The following is a 16,227-nucleotide window of genomic DNA, read 5'->3' on the forward strand; positions in this document are numbered from 1 at the left end:
GGACACCTCCCCCGAGAGACAGGATAGCTTCATGCCCTACATAAAAACCCGTGACGGTACCGATATTTACGTCAAGGACTGGGGCACCGGACGTCCGGTAATCCTCACGCATGGCTGGCCGCTCAACGCCGACAGCTGGGACGCGCAGGCGATGGCCTTGGCACAGGCGGGCTTCCGCGCGATCGCCTATGACCGCCGCGGGTTCGGCCGCTCGGCCCAGCCCTGGAGCGGTTACGACTATGACACGCTCACCGACGATCTCGCGGACGTGATGGAAGCCACCGGCGCCAACACCGATGCGACGATCGTCGGCTTCTCGATGGGCGGCGGCGAGATCGCCCGCTACATGAGCCGCTACGACGGCAAGGGCGTGGTCGCCGCGGGGCTGATCTCTTCGGTCGTGCCGTACATGCTCAAGACCGACGACAATCCCGATGGCGTCGACGAAGAGACGCTGGCCGGGATCGGCGCGGGGATCGAAGACGACCGCCCGGCCTTCTTCAAGACGTTCCTCCAGCAATTCCTCGGCGTCGGGTTCATCACCTCGCCGGTCAGCGACGAGGTCGTCGACTGGGCCTGGGGCCTGGCGATGCAGGCGGGTCTGCATCCGACGCTGCGCTGTGCAGAAGCGTTCGGCCACACCGACTTCCGCGGCGACCTAGCCGCGTTCCGCGTGCCGACCTTGGTCGTCCACGGCACGAGCGACAAGACCGTGCCGATCGACGCCACCGGCCGCGCCGCGGCAAAGGGCATCGCGGGCTCGCAACTGGTCGAATATGACGGCGCACCGCACGGCCTGACGATCACCGAAAGCGACCGCTTCACGAACGACCTGCTGACGTTCCTGGGCCGGTAATCCGCCCTCGTCATCCTGACGAAAGTCAGGATCCAGAGCCACAAGCGATATCGCGAGTGGCTCTGGATCCTGGATCAAGTCCAGGATGACGACGTCTCAATTCCCCAGAGGAACGATGACCTCGTCCGGATGCGCGACGTTCAGCTCCTTGCGGACCATCTCGTCGACCATGTCGGGGTTCGCGTGATCCGGGTTGAGCAACGCCACCCGGTTCTTCAACACCTCGCGCTTGCGATCGAGCGCGGCATAGTCCTGCTCGCGCTTCGCAAGCTGGCGCTTGTAATCGCCATAAGCGAACATCCCGTTAGGCCCGAGCACGGCATACGCGCCGAAAAAGGCCATCAGCGTCAGCCCCAGCGCAGGCCAGGCGGCCTTGCGCATCGTCTTCCGCAGCTTGCTGGTCTTCGTCGTCACGCGTGCCATGTCGTCCTCCGCGGGAGTGAGCGTATCAGCCGCCGATCAGGATGTCGCGGCCTGCGTAGCGCGCCGCGTCGCCCAGCTCTTCCTCGATACGGATCAGCTGGTTGTACTTGGCCAACCGGTCCGACCGCGCCAGGCTGCCCGTCTTGATCTGGCCGCAGTTGGTCGCGACTGCGAGGTCGGCGATCGTCGAATCCTCGGTCTCGCCCGAACGATGCGACATCACCGCGGTGTACTTCGCGCGCTGCGCCATCGACACCGCCTCGAGCGTCTCGGTCAACGTGCCGATCTGGTTGACCTTCACGAGCAGCGAATTGGCATAGCCGCCGTCGATGCCGCGCTTCAGGCGCTTCGGGTTGGTCACGAACAGATCGTCGCCGACCAGCTGGACCTTGTCGCCGATCAGGTCGGTGAGCATCTTCCAGCCCTCCCAATCGTCCTCGCCCATGCCGTCCTCGATCGAGAAGATCGGGTAGCGGCGGGTGAGGTCGGCGAGATACTCGGCCATCTCGCCGCTCTCGAGGATCTTGCCCTCGCCCGAAATGTCGTACTTGCCGTTCTTGTAGAACTCGGTCGCGGCGCAATCGAGCGCGAGCATCACGTCCTCGCCCGGCTTATACCCCGCCTTCTCGATGCTCGACATGATGAAGTCCAAAGCCTCGGTCGTGCTGCCGATGTTCGGTGCGAAACCGCCCTCGTCGCCGACGCTGGTCGACAGGCCCTTCTCGCTCAGGCCCTTCTTGAGCGTGTGGAAGATTTCCGAGCCGCAGCGCACCGCCTCGAGGATGTTCGACGCGCCGACCGGCACAATCATGAATTCCTGGAAATCGATCGGGTTGTCGGCATGCTCGCCGCCATTGATGATGTTCATCATCGGCACGGGCAGCAGATGCGCCTGCACGCCGCCGATATAACGATACAGCGGCAGGCCGCGCGCTTCGGCCGCCGCCTTTGCGACCGCGAGGCTGACGCCGAGGATCGCGTTCGCGCCCAGCCGGCCCTTGTTCTCGGTGCCGTCCAGCTCGATCATCGCGCGATCGAGGTCCGACTGGTCCTCCGCGTCCATGCCCAGCACGGTATCGGTGATCTCGTCGTTGACCGCGTCGACCGCGCCGTCGACGCCCTTGCCGCCCCAGCGGGTCTTGTCGCCGTCGCGACGCTCGACCGCCTCGTGTGCGCCGGTCGAGGCGCCCGACGGCACCGCCGCGCGACCAAAGCTGCCGTCTTCGAGAAGAACGTCGACTTCGACCGTGGGATTGCCCCGGCTGTCGAGGATCTGGCGTGCATGAAGGTCGATGATTGCGGTCACGTAACGATGCTCCTACAAATCCCGGGGCGGGGTCGTTCGCGCTGCCTCTATCGCCTCGCGCCATTCCGGGCAATCGCGCGACTGCCCCACAGCCGGGCCCGGCGACTGGCCCGGGACAGTGTCGTGCAATCGCGCGACGAATCGGGAACCCCGCTTCGACGGCGGTGTTGAGGGCGTAACAATTCTGAAAGGGACCGTCATGGCCGACTCCAGCGTAAACGATACCGTCAACGACCTGAAAACGACCACGACCCAGGTCGGCAACGAGCTCGCCAAGACCGTCGAGTCCGAGGCCGATACCCTGTCGGGCAAGACCACCGATGCCAAGCAGGCGATCAAGGATGGCGCCAGCAAGTACAGCGCACAGGCCGCCGACAAGGCGCGCACCTTCGCCGAGGACGGCAAGGCACGTGCAAGCGGCGCACTTGAGCAGATCGCCCAGCTGCTGACCGACGCGGCCGGCCAGGTCGACGAGAAGCTCGGGTCGCAATATGGCGGCTACGCGCGCAACGCGGCCGACAGCGTGTCCGGCTTTGCCGATCAGGTGAAGGCCAAGGATATCGACGAGCTGTTCGACGACGCACGCGAACTCGTCCGCAAGTCGCCCGCGATCGCAGTCGGCGCGGCCGCTGCCATCGGGTTCGTCGTCGCGCGACTGGTGCAGTCGGGCGTCGACGCGAACCCGAAGGTCTGAGGCCTTGACCAAGCCGATCCTGTCCGAGCCGGCGACGCTGACCGGCGAGGAGGAGAGCCTGTCCGCGATCGTCAGCCGACTGGCCAGCGAAACGCGCAGCCTCGCGACTGCCGAAGTGGCTGTCTACAAGGCGAAGTTCGGCGAGACGGCGGGCGCGTACAAGTCGGCGGCGATGTTCTTCGCCGTCGCCGGCGTGTTGGCGCTGGCCGCGCTGATCGCACTGCTGGTCGGTGCGATCTTGACGCTGGCAACCGTGATGGGGCCTGGATGGTCGACCGCGATCGTCGTCGTGGCGGTGCTGGCACTCGCCGGCATCCTCGCGATGATCGGCAAGTCGAAGCTTCAGACCAAGAGCGAGCCCGTATCATGACATCCGCCAAAGTCGCCGCCGCAGAGATCGAGTCCGCCCTCGCCCGCCAGCGCGTCATGATGACGCTCGGGCAGTTGCAGGATCGGCTCAATCCCCGGAAGCTCGCGCTCAACGCCAGCCGCGATGTCGCCGATGTCGGCACCGCCGCCCTGAACGCGGGTGTCGAGACGGTGCGGCGCAATCCTGGCCCGACCGCGGGGTTTGCCGCAGTCGCCGGGCTGTTCCTCGCCCGTCACCGGATCGTCGGCCTGTTTCGCCGCGGCCGCTGAAAGCCTTGAAACCATGAAGTCCCGGCTCGCGTTTAAAGACGAGCAGCTTGCCATTAGAAGGACCGTCCCATGACCGACGCAAAGACCACCATTCACGATACCGAAAATCGCGTCCGCGAAGGTCTCGACACCGTACGCGAGACCGCGTCGAAGGTATATCACGACGCCGGCGACAAGGCCTCCGAGGTCCTCGAAGTCTCGCGCGAGAAGACCAAGCGCGTCGTCAACAACCTCGAATCGAACCCCCTCGGCATCCTCGTCGGCGGTCTTGCCGTCGGCGCGATCGCCGGTGCCCTGATCCCGCGTTCGGCGCGTGAGAAGGAACTGCTCGCCCCCGTCGGCAAGCGCCTGAGCGAGACCGTCGTCGCCGCGACTGCCGCTGCCAAGGCTGCGGGCCAGTCGGAACTCGGCGAGCTCGGACTCACCAAGGACAATGCGCGCGGCCAGGCACGCGGGTTGCTCGACGGCATCGTCAAGGCACTGACCACCGCGGGTACCGCAGGTGCGAAGGCCGTTTCGCAAAAGCCGGCTGTCTAAAAGACACGGGCAAAGGGTTCAAAGCGCGGGTCGAACACGCTAGGGCACCTGCAACCTCCCTCCCAAGGACAAGCAGCGCATGAGCAAGCTCCACCTCGTATTCGGCGGCCGCGTCAGCGACCCGCGCACCCTCGATTTCAACGATCTGAACCGGATCGAATTCGTCGGCGTCTTCCCCGACTATGCCACCGCCGAAAAGGCTTGGCGTGCTGCAGCGCAGCGCACGGTGGACGATGCCGAGATGAAGTTCGTGGTCGTGCCACTGCAGCGCATGCTCGAACCAACGCTGCCCGGCCAGACCGCCGCGTAAAACCCACGTCGTGCGATCGACGCACGCGTGACCACCCCACCCCGTCATCCTGACGAAAGTCAGGATCCAGAGCCAAGAGCGACACCGCCAGCAACCCTGGATCCTGACGTTCGTCAGGATGACGAGCGTATCGGGGCAATCTGCAGCGCATCAAATGCTTCAGGCCGCGCGGTACCGCCACAATAACAGCGGCCGAGCCAAAACCAGCCCCGCTAGGAACCCGCCAATATGCGCGCCGATCGCGATCGGCCCGTTGGCGCCAATCGACGAACCAAATCCGGCCAGCCCCATCAACAACTGGATACCGATCCAGGCCGCCGCCAACCAGACGACATGCACGACGCCAGCCGGCACCGGTCCGATCGCCTTGGCACGGCGCTCGCCATAGAGCAGTGCATACGCACCAACGACCGCCGAGATCGCCCCACTGGCACCGATCATCGGCGAAACGGACTCAGGCCCAAACGCCCAGTGCCCCGCGGCGGCCGCGTACGCGCCAAGCCCGTACAGCACGACCAACCCGACCTTCCCCAGCGCACGCTCGACGAACTGGCCGCAATACACCAGCATCACGAGGTTCAGCGCGATGTGCGCCCAGCCGCCATGGATCAGCGTCGCGGTCAGCGGCGTCGCCCAGGCAGGGATCACGAACATATGATCGCTCGGAATGCCGAACTCGGTCATCCGCAACGGAATGAACCCGGCATTCACCGCCCAATAGGGCAGCGACCCGCTCAGCACCAGAAATCCCGAGACGATGACCGTCACGATCGTGATGATCGCCGTCGCCCGCGTCTCGAAAAAATTCATGGGGTTCAGATGAACTCGATCTTGGAGACGACGTAATAACGCTCGCCGGCAGGCACCGTGACCTCGACCTCTTCGTCGAGCTTGCGCCCGATCAACCCGCGGCCCAGCGGCGAGTTGTACGAGATGCGACCGGTCTTGGCGTTCGCCTCGGTCTGGCCGACGATCTGATACTTGATCGGCTTGTCGTTCTCGTCGAGCAACGTCACCGTCGCGCCGAACACGACCTTGTCGCCCGACAGGTCCTTCGGATCGATGATCTGCGCGCGGCTCAGCTTGTCCTCGATGTCGGAGATCGATGCCTCGACCTGGCCCTGACGCTCCTTCGCGGCATGATATTCCGCGTTCTCGCTCAGATCGCCATGCGCGCGCGCCTCTTCGATCGCGTCGACGATCGTCGGACGTTCGGCCTTCAGGCGCTTGAGATCCGCGGTCAGCGTCTCATAGCCTTCCTGAAGCATCGGCATCTTTTCGACGGTCGCCATTATCTCGTCCCCAAATCCATTTCCCCGCGCGGGGCCCTGTACCAGCCCCGCCCACACATCACGCTCATGTCGGGATCAGTTGTGCGACTGCGAATAATAGGATTGCAAGGGCCGTACTTCAAGGCTGTGCGTCGAAAGCTTGGCGATCGCCTTGGCCGCCTCGAGCGAAGCGGGCGCGGTCGTGAAATACGGAATGCGCTGCCCCAGCGCCGATGCGCGGATCGGCTGCGAGTCCTTCAGGCTCTGCCACCCTTCCGTCGTGTTGAAGATCAGCGCGATATCGCCGTCCTTGATCCGGTCGACGATATGCGGCCGGCCTTGCGCGACCTTGTTGACCTTCTCCACCGGAAGCCCCGCGCGTGCGAGGTGATCCGCGGTGCCGCCGGTTGCGACGATCGCAAAGCCGGTGTCGACCAAGGCCTTCACCGCCTCGACGATCATCGCCTTGTCGCCGTCCTTCACGCTGACGAAGACATTGCCCTTGGTCGGCAGGATCGTCCCCGCGCCGAGCTGCGCTTTTGCAAACGCGATCGTGAAATCGGGATCGATTCCCATGACTTCGCCGGTGGACTTCATTTCCGGTGACAGCACCGGGTCGACGCCGGGGAACTTGTTGAAGGGGAACACCGCCTCCTTCACCGCGTAATAATCAATATGCCGGTCGACCTTGGGCAGGTCCTTCAACTGCTCGCCCGCCATCACGCGTGCAGCGATCTTGGCGATCGGCGCACCGATCGCCTTGGCGACGAACGGCACGGTGCGCGATGCGCGCGGGTTCACCTCGATGAGGTAGACCAGCCCGTCCTTCACCGCGAACTGGATGTTCATCAAGCCGACGACCGACAGGGCATGCGCAAGCGCCACCGTCTGCCGCTCGATCTCGGCGATGATCTCCGCCGACAGCGAGTAAGGCGGGATCGAGCACGCGCTATCGCCCGAATGGACGCCCGCCTCCTCGATATGCTGCAACACGCCCGCGACGACGACATCCGTGCCGTCGCAGATCGCGTCGACATCGACCTCGATCGCATCGCGCAGATACTGGTCGATCAGCACCGGCGAGTCGCCCGACACCTGCACCGCGGTCGCGATATAATGCTCAAGCTGCCCAAGCGTGTCGACGATCTCCATCGCGCGCCCGCCGAGCACATAGGACGGCCGCATCAGCACCGGATAACCGATCCGCTCCGCCGCAGCGACCGCCTCGTCGCGGCTGCGCGCGAGGCCATTGGCGGGCTGCAACAGCCCCAGCTTGGTGATCAGCGCCGCGAACCGCTCGCGGTCCTCCGCCAGATCGATCGCATCCGGCGTCGTCCCCAGGATCGGAATCCCGGCGGCTTCCAAGGCTCGCGCGAGGTTGAGCGGGGTCTGCCCGCCAAACTGCACGATCACACCGACGAGCTCGCCCTTCGACGCCTCGACATGCAGGATCTCCAGCACGTCCTCGGCGGTCAGCGGCTCGAAATACAGCCGGTCCGATGTGTCGTAATCGGTCGACACGGTCTCCGGGTTGCAGTTGACCATGATCGTCTCATAGCCCGCATCCGCGAGCGCGAAACACGCATGGCAGCAGCAATAATCGAACTCGATCCCCTGCCCGATCCGGTTCGGCCCGCCGCCCAGGATCACGATCTTCTTGCGATCAGTAGGCTCGGACTCGTTCTCGGGCTCGCCGAAGCTCGGCGCCTCGTAGGTCGAGTACATATACGGCGTCTTCGCATCGAATTCCGCCGCACACGTGTCGATCCGCTTGAACACCGGCCGCACGCCCAGCTTCACGCGGTGCTCGCGCACTTCCTCCTCGGTCACGCCGCCGGTCATCGCCTTGACGACCTCATGGATCAGCCCCGAGCTGCGCGCGATCCCGCGGTTCATGCCGCGCAGATTGACCGATTGCAGCGCCAGCCACGCAAGCCGCTTGTCGCTGAAGCCCATGCTCTTCAACCGGCGCATGCCGGTCGCGTCGATCGGCAGCCCGTCCTTCATCACCTCGGCCTCGGCCGCGATGATCTCGGCGATCCGCTCGAGGAACCACGGATCGTACTTCGCGATCGCGTGCACCTCGGCGACGGTGAAGCCCTCACGCAACGCTTGCGCCGCGACCAGCAGTCGGTCGGGAGTCGCGATGGCCAGCGCCGCCTCGATCTCCGCGCGCGGCGCGCCGACCAGATGATCGACCTGGTTGAACCCGCTCAGCCCCGTCTCAAGCCCGCGCAACGCCTTCTGCATCGATTCATGGATGTTGCGGCCGATCGCCATCACCTCGCCGACCGACTTCATCGCGGTGCCCAGCGTGCTCGACGCGCCCTTGAACTTCTCGAACGCGAACCGCGGAATCTTCGTCACGACGTAATCGATCGTCGGCTCGAAGCTCGCCGGCGTCGCGCCGGTAATGTCGTTCTCGATCTCGTCGAGCGTGTAGCCGACCGCGAGCTTCGCCGCGACCTTGGCGATCGGGAAGCCCGTCGCCTTCGACGCCAGCGCAGACGACCGCGAGACACGCGGGTTCATCTCGATGACGATCAGGCGACCGTCCTTCGGATTCACTGCGAACTGTACGTTCGAACCACCTGTTTCGACACCGATTTCGCGCAACACCGCGATCGATGCGTTGCGCATGATCTGGTATTCCTTGTCGGTCAGCGTCAGCGCCGGCGCGACCGTGATCGAGTCGCCGGTATGGACGCCCATCGGATCGACATTCTCGATCGAGCAGATGATGATCGCGTTGTCGTTGCGATCGCGCACCACCTCCATCTCATATTCTTTCCAGCCGAGCATCGATTCCTCGATCAGCACCTCGGTGGTCGGCGACAGGTCGAGCCCGTTGCGGACGATCGCGATGAACTCCTCGCGATTATACGCGATGCCGCCGCCAGAGCCCCCCATCGTGAAGCTCGGCCGGATGATTGACGGAAGCCCCGTCTTCTCAAGACCTTCCAGCGCTTCCTCGACAGTATGTGCGATCACCGAGCGCGCGCTTTCCAGGCCGATCCGGTCCATCGCGTCGCGGAACTTCAGCCGGTCCTCGGCCATGTCGATCGCATCGGCATCCGCCCCGATCATCGTCACGCCGAACTTCTCGAGCGTACCGTCATGGAACAGCGCGAGCGCGGTGTTGAGCGCGGTCTGGCCACCCATCGTCGGCAGGATCGCGTCAGGACGCTCCTTCTCGATGATCTTGGCGACGATCGCGGGCGTGATCGGCTCGACATAGGTCGCGTCGGCCAGCTCGGGATCGGTCATGATCGTCGCGGGGTTCGAATTGACGAGGACGATCCGGTAACCCTCCTCCTTCAACGCCTTGATCGCCTGCGTGCCCGAATAATCGAACTCGCACGCCTGGCCGATGACGATGGGTCCTGCGCCGATGACGAGGATCGAGGAGATGTCGGTGCGTTTTGGCATTATTTCTCTTCATTCTCGCAAATTAGCGGGTCAGTGGTCATCGCTACGGCCAAATGACGCGTTTGGGCGGAATAGATCAGGCCACCGACAGATCGGTAGGGAATGTTTATACCAGCGCGCAGTCTGGCGAACCGAATACCTTTGGCAGTAGCGTCCGCCTCTACCGTCCATTGCGGCTGCTTCTTCGCTTCGGTCAGAAACGCAGAGAGCTGAGCCGGGTCACCGCTTACTATTAGGAATGATGACCCTGATTTTACGTCCGCCGCTTGCACGCAATGGTAAGCTGGAGGGGGGAGCGCCTGCATTATGCGTTCCTCAGCTGACCCACAAACCGCTCGAACAGATACAGGCTGTCCTGCGGCCCCGGGCTGGCCTCGGGATGATACTGCACCGAAAACGCCGGCTTGTCGGTCAGCTCGAGCCCCGCATTCGACCCGTCGAACAGCGACACATGCGTCTCGCGGACGTTCGCCGGCAGGCTGTCGCGCTCGACCGAGAAGCCGTGGTTCATGCTGGTGATCTCGACCGCACCATCGGACAGGCGCTTGACCGGATGGTTGGCGCCGCGGTGGCCCTGGAACATCTTGGTCGTGGTCGCGCCGACCGCGAGGCCGAGCAGCTGGTGGCCGAGGCAGATGCCGAACAGCGGCTTGCCCGTCTCCAGCAGCTCGCGGATCACCGGCACCGCATAGTCGCCGGTCGCGGCGGGATCGCCGGGGCCGTTCGACAGGAAGATGCCGTCGGGGGCAAGCGCCATCACCTGCTCGAAGCTCGCAGTGGCGGGCACGACGGACACCTTCGCACCCGCCGCGACGAGGTTGCGGAAGATGTTGCGCTTCGAGCCGTAATCGATCGCGACGACATGCGGGCGCGCCGTCTTCTGCTCCCCTCCCGCAAGCGGGAGGGGAGCAGGTTCGCCGCCCTCCGCCTGCGAGGCCCCATAGCCAAACCCCAGCCGCCACGTGCCGCCGGGCCCCTTGTCGCCCCAGCCATAATGCATCTCGGTCGAGACGTCCTTGGCGAGGTCCATGCCCTCCAGCCCCGGCCAGCCCTGCGCCATCGCGAGCAGCGCCGGGATATCGAACTCACCGTTCGCCGCATGCGCGATCACCCCGTTCGGCGCGCCCGCCACCCGGATCCGCCGCGTCAGCGCGCGCGTGTCGATCCCCGACAGGCCGATCCGCGCATGCCGCTTCATCCAGCCATCGAGTCCCTCGACGGCGCGGAAGCTCGAGGGGCTCGTCACGTCCTCGCGGACGATGATGCCCAGCGCATGCGGGTCGTCCGCCTCGATATCGTCGGGGTTCGCGCCGACGTTCCCAATATGCGGAAACGTGAAGCAGATCATCTGCCCGGCGAAGGACGGATCGGTCAGCACTTCCTGATAGCCGGTCATCGCGGTGTGGAAGCACACTTCGCCGACCGCCTGGCCCTCTGCGCCGAACCCGCGACCCCAGATCACGTCGCCATTGGCGAGGACGAGCACGCCGGTGGCGCCGGCAGGCTTTGCCGAAGACATGGGTGTAGGCTGGGCGTCGGCCATCAGGCTGGGCACTCTCTTTACGTTGACGATGTCGCTAAGTGGTGTCCGCTAAGGCCGGCGTGCCGCAGCGTCAATCTGTTAAACGGGCGGCGGACGCGCTATCCCGTCGGGCTATCCCGAACCGCCTGAAAGACCAGTACATGATTCGCGACGACATCAAGGCTGCGCAGCTGACCGCCATGAAGGCCGGCGACAAGCAGAGCCGCAACGCTATCTCGTTGATCCAGGCCGCGATCAAGAACCGCGACATCGAAGCGCGCACCGGCAAGGCCCCCGAGAGCGACGACGCGCTGGTCGTCGAAGTCCTCCAGAAGATGGTCAAGCAGCGCCGCGAGTCGATCGAAATGTTTTCGAACGGCGGCCGCCAGGAACTCGCCGACGCGGAGTCGGCCGAGGTCGCCGTGATCGAACGCTTCCTGCCCGCGCAGCTGAGCGAGGCGGAGACGACCGCGGCGATCCTCAAGATCAAGGACGAGCTCGGCGCGACCGGCATGAAGGACATGGGCCGCGTGATGGCCGAACTGAAGACGCGCCACGCGAGCGAGCTCGACATGAGCAAGGCGAGCGGGCTGGTAAAGGCGGCGCTCTCGTAATTTCTGCTCCCCTCCCGCCTGCGGGAGGGGTCGGGGGAGGGCAGCGCCACAAAGGAGACGGAGCATTGGAACAACGCACCCGCATCCGAGCCCTCCGCGCCACCCCCACCCGCGCCGAAAGCGCGCTATGGCAACACCTCGCGGCGCGCCGGACGTCCGGCGTCAGGTTCAATCGCCAGGTCCCTATCGGCCCGTTCATCTGTGATTTCGTCTCGCGCGCCACCAGGCTCGTGATAGAAGTCGATGGCGGGCAGCATGACTGGCAATCCGACGACGATGCGCGAAGGACGCGCTTCATCGAAAACCAAGGCTACCGAGTGATCCGGTTCTGGAACAACGACGTGCTGGAGCGGCTGGAAGGCGTGGTGGCCGAGATCGCGCGCGTCCTTGCGGAACGCCCCTCCCCTAACCCCTCCCGCAAGCGGAAGGGGGACACCGTCGCAGCCGAGGCGAGCGCAACTCTTCTCCTCCCCTCCCGCTCGCGGGAGGGGTCGGGGGAGGGCAGCGCCGCACACCCCACGCCGGAAAAAGCCACCCCATGGCCCTGACCCCACAATTCCTCGACGAACTCCGCGGCCGCACCTCGCTGTCCGCCCTGGTCGGCAAGACCACCAAGCTCACCAAGGCCGGCCGCGAGCACAAGGGCTGCTGCCCGTTCCACAACGAGAAGACGCCATCGTTCTACGTCAACGACGACAAGGGCTTTTACCACTGCTTCGGCTGCTCGGCGCATGGCGACGCGATCAAGTGGATGACCGACCAGCGCGGCCTGCCGTTCATGGATGCGGTCAAGGAACTCGCCCAGGCCGCCGGGATGGACATGCCCGCGATGGACCGCCAGTCCGCCGCCAAGGCCGAACGCGCCAAGGGCCTGCACGAGGTCATGTCCGACGCCGCCGACTGGTTCACCGAGCAACTCAACGGCCTCCCCGGCGCCGACGCCCGCGCGCTGCTAGACCGCCGCGGGATCACGCCCGAGACTGCCCGCGCGTTCGGCATGGGGTTCGCCCCCGACAGCCGCGGCAAACTCAAGACCGCGCTGAAAACATACGGCGACCCCATGCTGGTCGAATCCGGCATGCTCATCAACGTCGAGGGCAAGGACCCGTACGACCGGTTCCGCGGCCGGCTGATGATCCCGATCCGCGACCCGCGCGGCCGGACGATCGCGTTCGGCGGCCGCGTGCTCGACGGCGGTGAGCCGAAGTATTTGAACTCCCCGGATACGCCGCTCTTCGACAAGGGCCGCACGCTCTACAACCTCGACAAGGCCGCCCCCGCCTCGCGCAAATCGGGCCGCGTCCTCGTGGTCGAGGGCTATATGGACGTCATCGCCCTCGCCCAGGCGGGTTTTAGCGAAGCAGTCGCCCCGCTCGGCACCGCGCTCACCGAAGCGCAGCTCGAACGGCTATGGCGCATGGTCGACGTCCCCCTCCTCTGCTTCGACGGCGACGGCGCCGGCCAGAAGGCAGCCCTCCGCGCCGCCCACCGCGCGCTCCCCCTGCTCGCCCCCGGCCGCAGCCTCGCCTTCGTCACGCTCCCGCAGGGCCAGGACCCCGACGACCTCGTCCGCTCGGGCGGCCCCGCCGCGTTCGAGGCGCTGCTCAAGAACCCCGAACCGCTCGTCGAGCGCCTCTGGGCCTCCGAAGTCGCCGCCGAGGCACTCGACACCCCCGAACAGCGCGCCGGCCTCAAGCGCCGCCTCCACGAGCTCGCGGAAGGCATCGCCGACGCGTCGGTGAAGCAGGAATACCAGTCCGAGTTCAAGGACCGCTTCTACAAGCACTTCAAACCCGTCCGAGCGCCGTTCGTCCCCCGCGGAGAACGCCCCAAAGGCGGCTGGAAGCCCCCCGCCGCCCCCGTCACCGAGGACGCAAAAGCGTTTCTCGCGACTGGAATCGACCGCGTGCTGGCGAAGGCCGTCCTCGCCGGCCTGATCCGCCATCCCGTTGAGATCGCGCGGCACATGGAGGTGCTCGGCCCCCTGCAACTCATCGACGGTGCGCTCGGCCGGTTGTTCGAAGCGGTCGTGGATGTTGCACTTGAGGACCAGAAGCTTGATAGCGGGCGACTTCTCACCATATTGGCGAGGTCCGGTTTCAATTCAGTCGCGAGTGACCTGTTGAGAGCCGATACGATGCCCTACTCGTTCACGCAGACCACGGCCGATCCAGCCCGCGTCCGCGCCGACCTAGACGAGGCGATCGCGATCATGGTCGCACGCCCGGAAGTCGACGCGGCGCTGAAACAGGCGACCGCGGCGATGCAGACGCACTTCACCGAAGATGCGTTCGAACGACAAGTGGCTATGGTAAGAGAGAAACAGGCGTTGGAAGTCCGACTTGCAAATCTTGTACAGTCGAACGAAGACGCCCGAGCGTTGGGTACCGAGGGCGATTGATGGCTAAGGCGAACATGGCGGAACCCGCCGAGACGAACGAAACCGGCGATGCGCCGCTGATCGACATGAACGATGCGTCGATCAAGAAGGTCATCGCGCGCGCCAAGAAGCGCGGCTACATCACCTATGAGCAGCTCAACGAAGCGCTGCCGCAGGGCGAGATGTCGTCCGACCAGATCGAGGACATCAGCGCCGCGCTGTCCGAGATGGGCATCAACATCGTCGAGAACGACGAAGCCGGCGAAGACGGCGAGACCGAGCCCGCCAAGGACGATGAGGACGAGGCGGAGAGCACCGACGCGGATGCCGATACCGGCCCCGCGATCGAGAAGAAGAAGGAGACCGTCGATCGCACCGACGATCCGGTCCGCATGTACCTGCGCGAAATGGGCGCCGTCGAGCTGCTCAGCCGCGAGGGCGAGATCGCCATCGCCAAGCGGATCGAGGCGGGTCGTGACACGATGATCCTGGGTCTGTGCGAATCGCCGATCACCTTCAACGCGATCATCGATTGGTCGACCGCGCTCAACGAGGGCACGATGCAGCTGCGCGAGATCATGGATCTCGACGCGATGCTCTCGAAGGACCCCGCGCCCGAAGCGATGGCCGAGGACGGCGAGGCCGACGACGGCGAGATCAGCGAAAAGAATGCCGGGCCCTCGTTCAAGGAAGAGGCCGAGCCCGAAGAGCCGTCCGCCGACGAGGACGAGGACGGCGAGCGCCGCACCCCGCGCGCGTCGGACGACGAGGAGGAGGACAACACCCTCAGCCTCGCGCAGATGGAAGAGCAGCTGAAGCCGATCGCGCTCGAGCGGTTCGCCAACATCACCGCGCTCTACAAGAAATTCAGCAAGATCCAGCAATCGCGCGTCGACGCGATGGGCATCGGCGGCGAGTTCTCGGCCGCCGACGAGCGCAAGTATCAGAAGCTGCGCGAAGAACTCACCGCCGAGGTCGAGAGCGTCCAGTTCCACAACGCCAAGATCGAATATCTCGTCGATCAGCTCTATGCTTATAACCGTCGCCTGACCGCGCTGGGCGGCCAGATGCTGCGCCTCGCCGAGCGCCACAAGGTGCCGCGCAAGGACTTCCTCGATCGCTATATCGGTCACGAGATCGACGAGAACTGGCTGGCGACGGTCAACAAGGTCGACAAGAAGTGGACCGCGTTCGTCGCCAACGAGAGCGAGGCGGTCGAGCGCATCCGCGCCGAGATCGCCGACATCACGCAGCAGACCGGCATGGCGCTCACCGAGTTCCGCCGGATCGTCAACATGGTCCAGAAGGGCGAGCGCGAGGCGCGTATCGCCAAGAAGGAAATGGTCGAGGCGAATCTGCGGCTCGTGATCTCGATCGCCAAGAAGTACACGAACCGCGGCCTGCAGTTCCTGGATCTCATCCAGGAGGGCAATATCGGCCTGATGAAGGCGGTCGACAAGTTCGAGTATCGCCGCGGCTACAAGTTCAGCACCTACGCCACCTGGTGGATCCGCCAGGCGATCACGCGCTCGATCGCCGACCAGGCCCGCACGATCCGCATCCCGGTCCACATGATCGAGACGATCAACAAGCTGGTCCGCACCAGCCGCCAGTTCCTCCACGAGCAGGGCCGCGAGCCGACCCCGGAGGAGATGGCCGAGCGCCTCTCCATGCCGCTCGAGAAGGTCCGCAAGGTGATGAAGATCGCCAAGGAGCCGATCAGCCTCGAAACGCCGATCGGCGACGAGGAGGATTCGCATCTCGGCGACTTCATCGAGGACAAGAACGCGATCATCCCGGTGGACGCCGCGATCCAGGCCAACCTCAAGGAAACCGTCACGCGCGTGCTGGCGTCGCTGACCCCGCGTGAGGAACGCGTGCTGCGCATGCGCTTCGGCATCGGCATGAACACCGACCACACGCTCGAGGAAGTCGGCCAGCAATTCTCGGTGACCCGCGAGCGCATCCGCCAGATCGAGGCGAAGGCACTGCGGAAGCTGAAGCATCCGTCGCGCAGCCGGAAAATGCGGAGCTTCCTCGACCAGTAAGGGTTGCGGAATTCCTGACAGAACGAACGGGCCGCGGTGGAAACACCGCGGCCTTTTTTATCGGCTAGGCGCGTCCAATTTAGGTTGGCATTTACACCGCGCTACGCGTCGAAAGCGCAACAGCGCCCTAGCAGCCTTCGTCTGAACCTCGTTAGGTTATGCTGGACAGTGACAGCGGAGGATCGTTTGGCGACTGTG

At 65.0% G+C, this 16,227-nt stretch carries 16 protein-coding genes; 10 read left to right on the top strand and 6 right to left on the bottom strand.

All coding sequences use genetic code 11. The annotated features are described in order from the left end of the window. Positions 1-31: 31 nt before the first annotated feature. Complete coding sequence (locus EV283_RS00885) at positions 32-856, top strand: alpha/beta hydrolase (RefSeq protein WP_130321973.1); 825 nt, start codon at positions 32-34, stop codon at positions 854-856. 96 nt (positions 857-952) lie between these two features. On the opposite strand, the gene EV283_RS00890 is transcribed toward EV283_RS00885, so the two are convergent. Then, positions 953-1,279, bottom strand: a complete 327-nt coding sequence (locus tag EV283_RS00890) for a septum formation initiator family protein (RefSeq protein ID WP_055878455.1) — start codon at positions 1,277-1,279, stop codon at positions 953-955. Between the two features lie 25 nt (positions 1,280-1,304). After that, positions 1,305-2,585 (bottom strand): phosphopyruvate hydratase, encoded by a 1,281-nt coding sequence (gene eno, locus EV283_RS00895; RefSeq protein WP_130321974.1) that lies wholly within the window; start codon positions 2,583-2,585, stop codon positions 1,305-1,307. A gap of 199 nt (positions 2,586-2,784) precedes the next feature. Here eno and EV283_RS00900 point away from each other — a divergent pair, with 199 nt between their 5' ends. The 5 genes from EV283_RS00900 to EV283_RS00920 all read left to right on the top strand — a co-directional run bounded on the left by EV283_RS00900 (position 2,785) and on the right by EV283_RS00920 (position 4,765). Further along, on the top strand, positions 2,785-3,279 hold the full coding sequence (locus tag EV283_RS00900; protein WP_130321975.1) for a hypothetical protein: 495 nt from the start codon (positions 2,785-2,787) through the stop codon (positions 3,277-3,279). Positions 3,280-3,283: 4 nt separating this feature from the next. After that, positions 3,284-3,649, top strand: a complete 366-nt coding sequence (locus tag EV283_RS00905; RefSeq protein ID WP_056410971.1) for a phage holin family protein — start codon at positions 3,284-3,286, stop codon at positions 3,647-3,649. Beyond that, complete coding sequence (locus tag EV283_RS00910; protein ID WP_130321976.1) at positions 3,646-3,918, top strand: phosphatase; 273 nt, start codon at positions 3,646-3,648, stop codon at positions 3,916-3,918. The genes EV283_RS00905 and EV283_RS00910 overlap by 4 nt, the downstream gene beginning before the upstream one ends. A gap of 69 nt (positions 3,919-3,987) precedes the next feature. After that, positions 3,988-4,455 carry a hypothetical protein gene (locus EV283_RS00915; RefSeq protein WP_056410977.1) on the top strand — a complete coding sequence of 156 codons (468 nt, stop codon included), beginning with the start codon at positions 3,988-3,990 and terminating at the stop codon, positions 4,453-4,455. A gap of 79 nt (positions 4,456-4,534) precedes the next feature. After that, the gene (locus EV283_RS00920) at positions 4,535-4,765 is read left to right on the top strand and encodes a DUF4170 domain-containing protein (RefSeq protein WP_056410981.1); all 231 of its coding nucleotides are present in this window, start codon (positions 4,535-4,537) and stop codon (positions 4,763-4,765) included. Positions 4,766-4,924: 159 nt separating this feature from the next. Here EV283_RS00920 and EV283_RS00925 read toward each other — a convergent pair whose 3' ends face one another. The 4 genes from EV283_RS00925 to carA form a co-directional block, all read right to left on the bottom strand. Then, complete coding sequence (locus EV283_RS00925; protein WP_130321977.1) at positions 4,925-5,575, bottom strand: rhomboid family intramembrane serine protease; 651 nt, start codon at positions 5,573-5,575, stop codon at positions 4,925-4,927. A 5-nt stretch (positions 5,576-5,580) separates the two neighbouring features. Further along, positions 5,581-6,057, bottom strand: coding sequence for a transcription elongation factor GreA (greA, locus tag EV283_RS00930; protein WP_055878474.1), 477 nt, complete (start codon positions 6,055-6,057; stop codon positions 5,581-5,583). Between the two features lie 75 nt (positions 6,058-6,132). After that, positions 6,133-9,465 (bottom strand): carbamoyl-phosphate synthase large subunit, encoded by a 3,333-nt coding sequence (gene carB / locus EV283_RS00935; RefSeq protein ID WP_130321978.1) that lies wholly within the window; start codon positions 9,463-9,465, stop codon positions 6,133-6,135. A gap of 304 nt (positions 9,466-9,769) precedes the next feature. Beyond that, entirely contained in the window at positions 9,770-11,008 is a 1,239-nt protein-coding gene (carA, locus tag EV283_RS00940; RefSeq protein WP_130321979.1) for a glutamine-hydrolyzing carbamoyl-phosphate synthase small subunit, read from the bottom strand. A 140-nt stretch (positions 11,009-11,148) separates the two neighbouring features. On the opposite strand from carA, the gene EV283_RS00945 reads away from it, so the two are divergent. The 4 genes from EV283_RS00945 (at position 11,149) to rpoD (ending at position 16,029) form a co-directional block, all read left to right on the top strand. Then, a complete protein-coding gene (locus EV283_RS00945) occupies positions 11,149-11,601 on the top strand; it encodes a GatB/YqeY domain-containing protein (protein WP_130321980.1) in 453 nt (150 codons plus the stop codon). Between the two features lie 65 nt (positions 11,602-11,666). After that, entirely contained in the window at positions 11,667-12,149 is a 483-nt protein-coding gene (locus EV283_RS00950; RefSeq protein ID WP_130321981.1) for an endonuclease domain-containing protein, read from the top strand. Continuing rightward, positions 12,140-14,002 carry a DNA primase gene (gene dnaG, locus EV283_RS00955; protein WP_130321982.1) on the top strand — a complete coding sequence of 621 codons (1,863 nt, stop codon included), beginning with the start codon at positions 12,140-12,142 and terminating at the stop codon, positions 14,000-14,002. The genes EV283_RS00950 and dnaG overlap by 10 nt, the downstream gene beginning before the upstream one ends. Continuing rightward, positions 14,002-16,029, top strand: a complete 2,028-nt coding sequence (gene rpoD, locus EV283_RS00960) for an RNA polymerase sigma factor RpoD (protein ID WP_056411003.1) — start codon at positions 14,002-14,004, stop codon at positions 16,027-16,029. The genes dnaG and rpoD overlap by 1 nt, the downstream gene beginning before the upstream one ends. Positions 16,030-16,227: the final 198 nt, after the last annotated feature.

It is taken from the genome of Sphingomonas sp. BK036, from assembly GCF_004216825.1.
Lineage (GTDB): Bacteria > Pseudomonadota > Alphaproteobacteria > Sphingomonadales > Sphingomonadaceae > Sphingomonas.

Excerpts from the sequence above, each read along its gene's own strand:
- EV283_RS00915 (WP_056410977.1), top strand. The coding sequence starts at position 3,988 with ATGACCGACGCAAAGACCACCATTCACGATACCGAAAATCGCGTCCGC.
- carA (WP_130321979.1), bottom strand. The coding sequence starts at position 11,008 with ATGGCCGACGCCCAGCCTACACCCATGTCTTCGGCAAAGCCTGCCGGC.
- EV283_RS00890 (WP_055878455.1), bottom strand. The coding sequence starts at position 1,279 with ATGGCACGCGTGACGACGAAGACCAGCAAGCTGCGGAAGACGATGCGC.
- greA (WP_055878474.1), bottom strand. The coding sequence starts at position 6,057 with ATGGCGACCGTCGAAAAGATGCCGATGCTTCAGGAAGGCTATGAGACG.
- EV283_RS00925 (WP_130321977.1), bottom strand. The coding sequence starts at position 5,575 with ATGAATTTTTTCGAGACGCGGGCGACGGCGATCATCACGATCGTGACG.
- rpoD (WP_056411003.1), top strand. The coding sequence starts at position 14,002 with ATGGCTAAGGCGAACATGGCGGAACCCGCCGAGACGAACGAAACCGGC.
- EV283_RS00885 (WP_130321973.1), top strand. The coding sequence starts at position 32 with ATGCCCTACATAAAAACCCGTGACGGTACCGATATTTACGTCAAGGAC.
- EV283_RS00900 (WP_130321975.1), top strand. The coding sequence starts at position 2,785 with ATGGCCGACTCCAGCGTAAACGATACCGTCAACGACCTGAAAACGACC.
- EV283_RS00920 (WP_056410981.1), top strand. The coding sequence starts at position 4,535 with ATGAGCAAGCTCCACCTCGTATTCGGCGGCCGCGTCAGCGACCCGCGC.
- EV283_RS00945 (WP_130321980.1), top strand. The coding sequence starts at position 11,149 with ATGATTCGCGACGACATCAAGGCTGCGCAGCTGACCGCCATGAAGGCC.
- dnaG (WP_130321982.1), top strand. The coding sequence starts at position 12,140 with ATGGCCCTGACCCCACAATTCCTCGACGAACTCCGCGGCCGCACCTCG.
- EV283_RS00910 (WP_130321976.1), top strand. The coding sequence starts at position 3,646 with ATGACATCCGCCAAAGTCGCCGCCGCAGAGATCGAGTCCGCCCTCGCC.
- carB (WP_130321978.1), bottom strand. The coding sequence starts at position 9,465 with ATGCCAAAACGCACCGACATCTCCTCGATCCTCGTCATCGGCGCAGGA.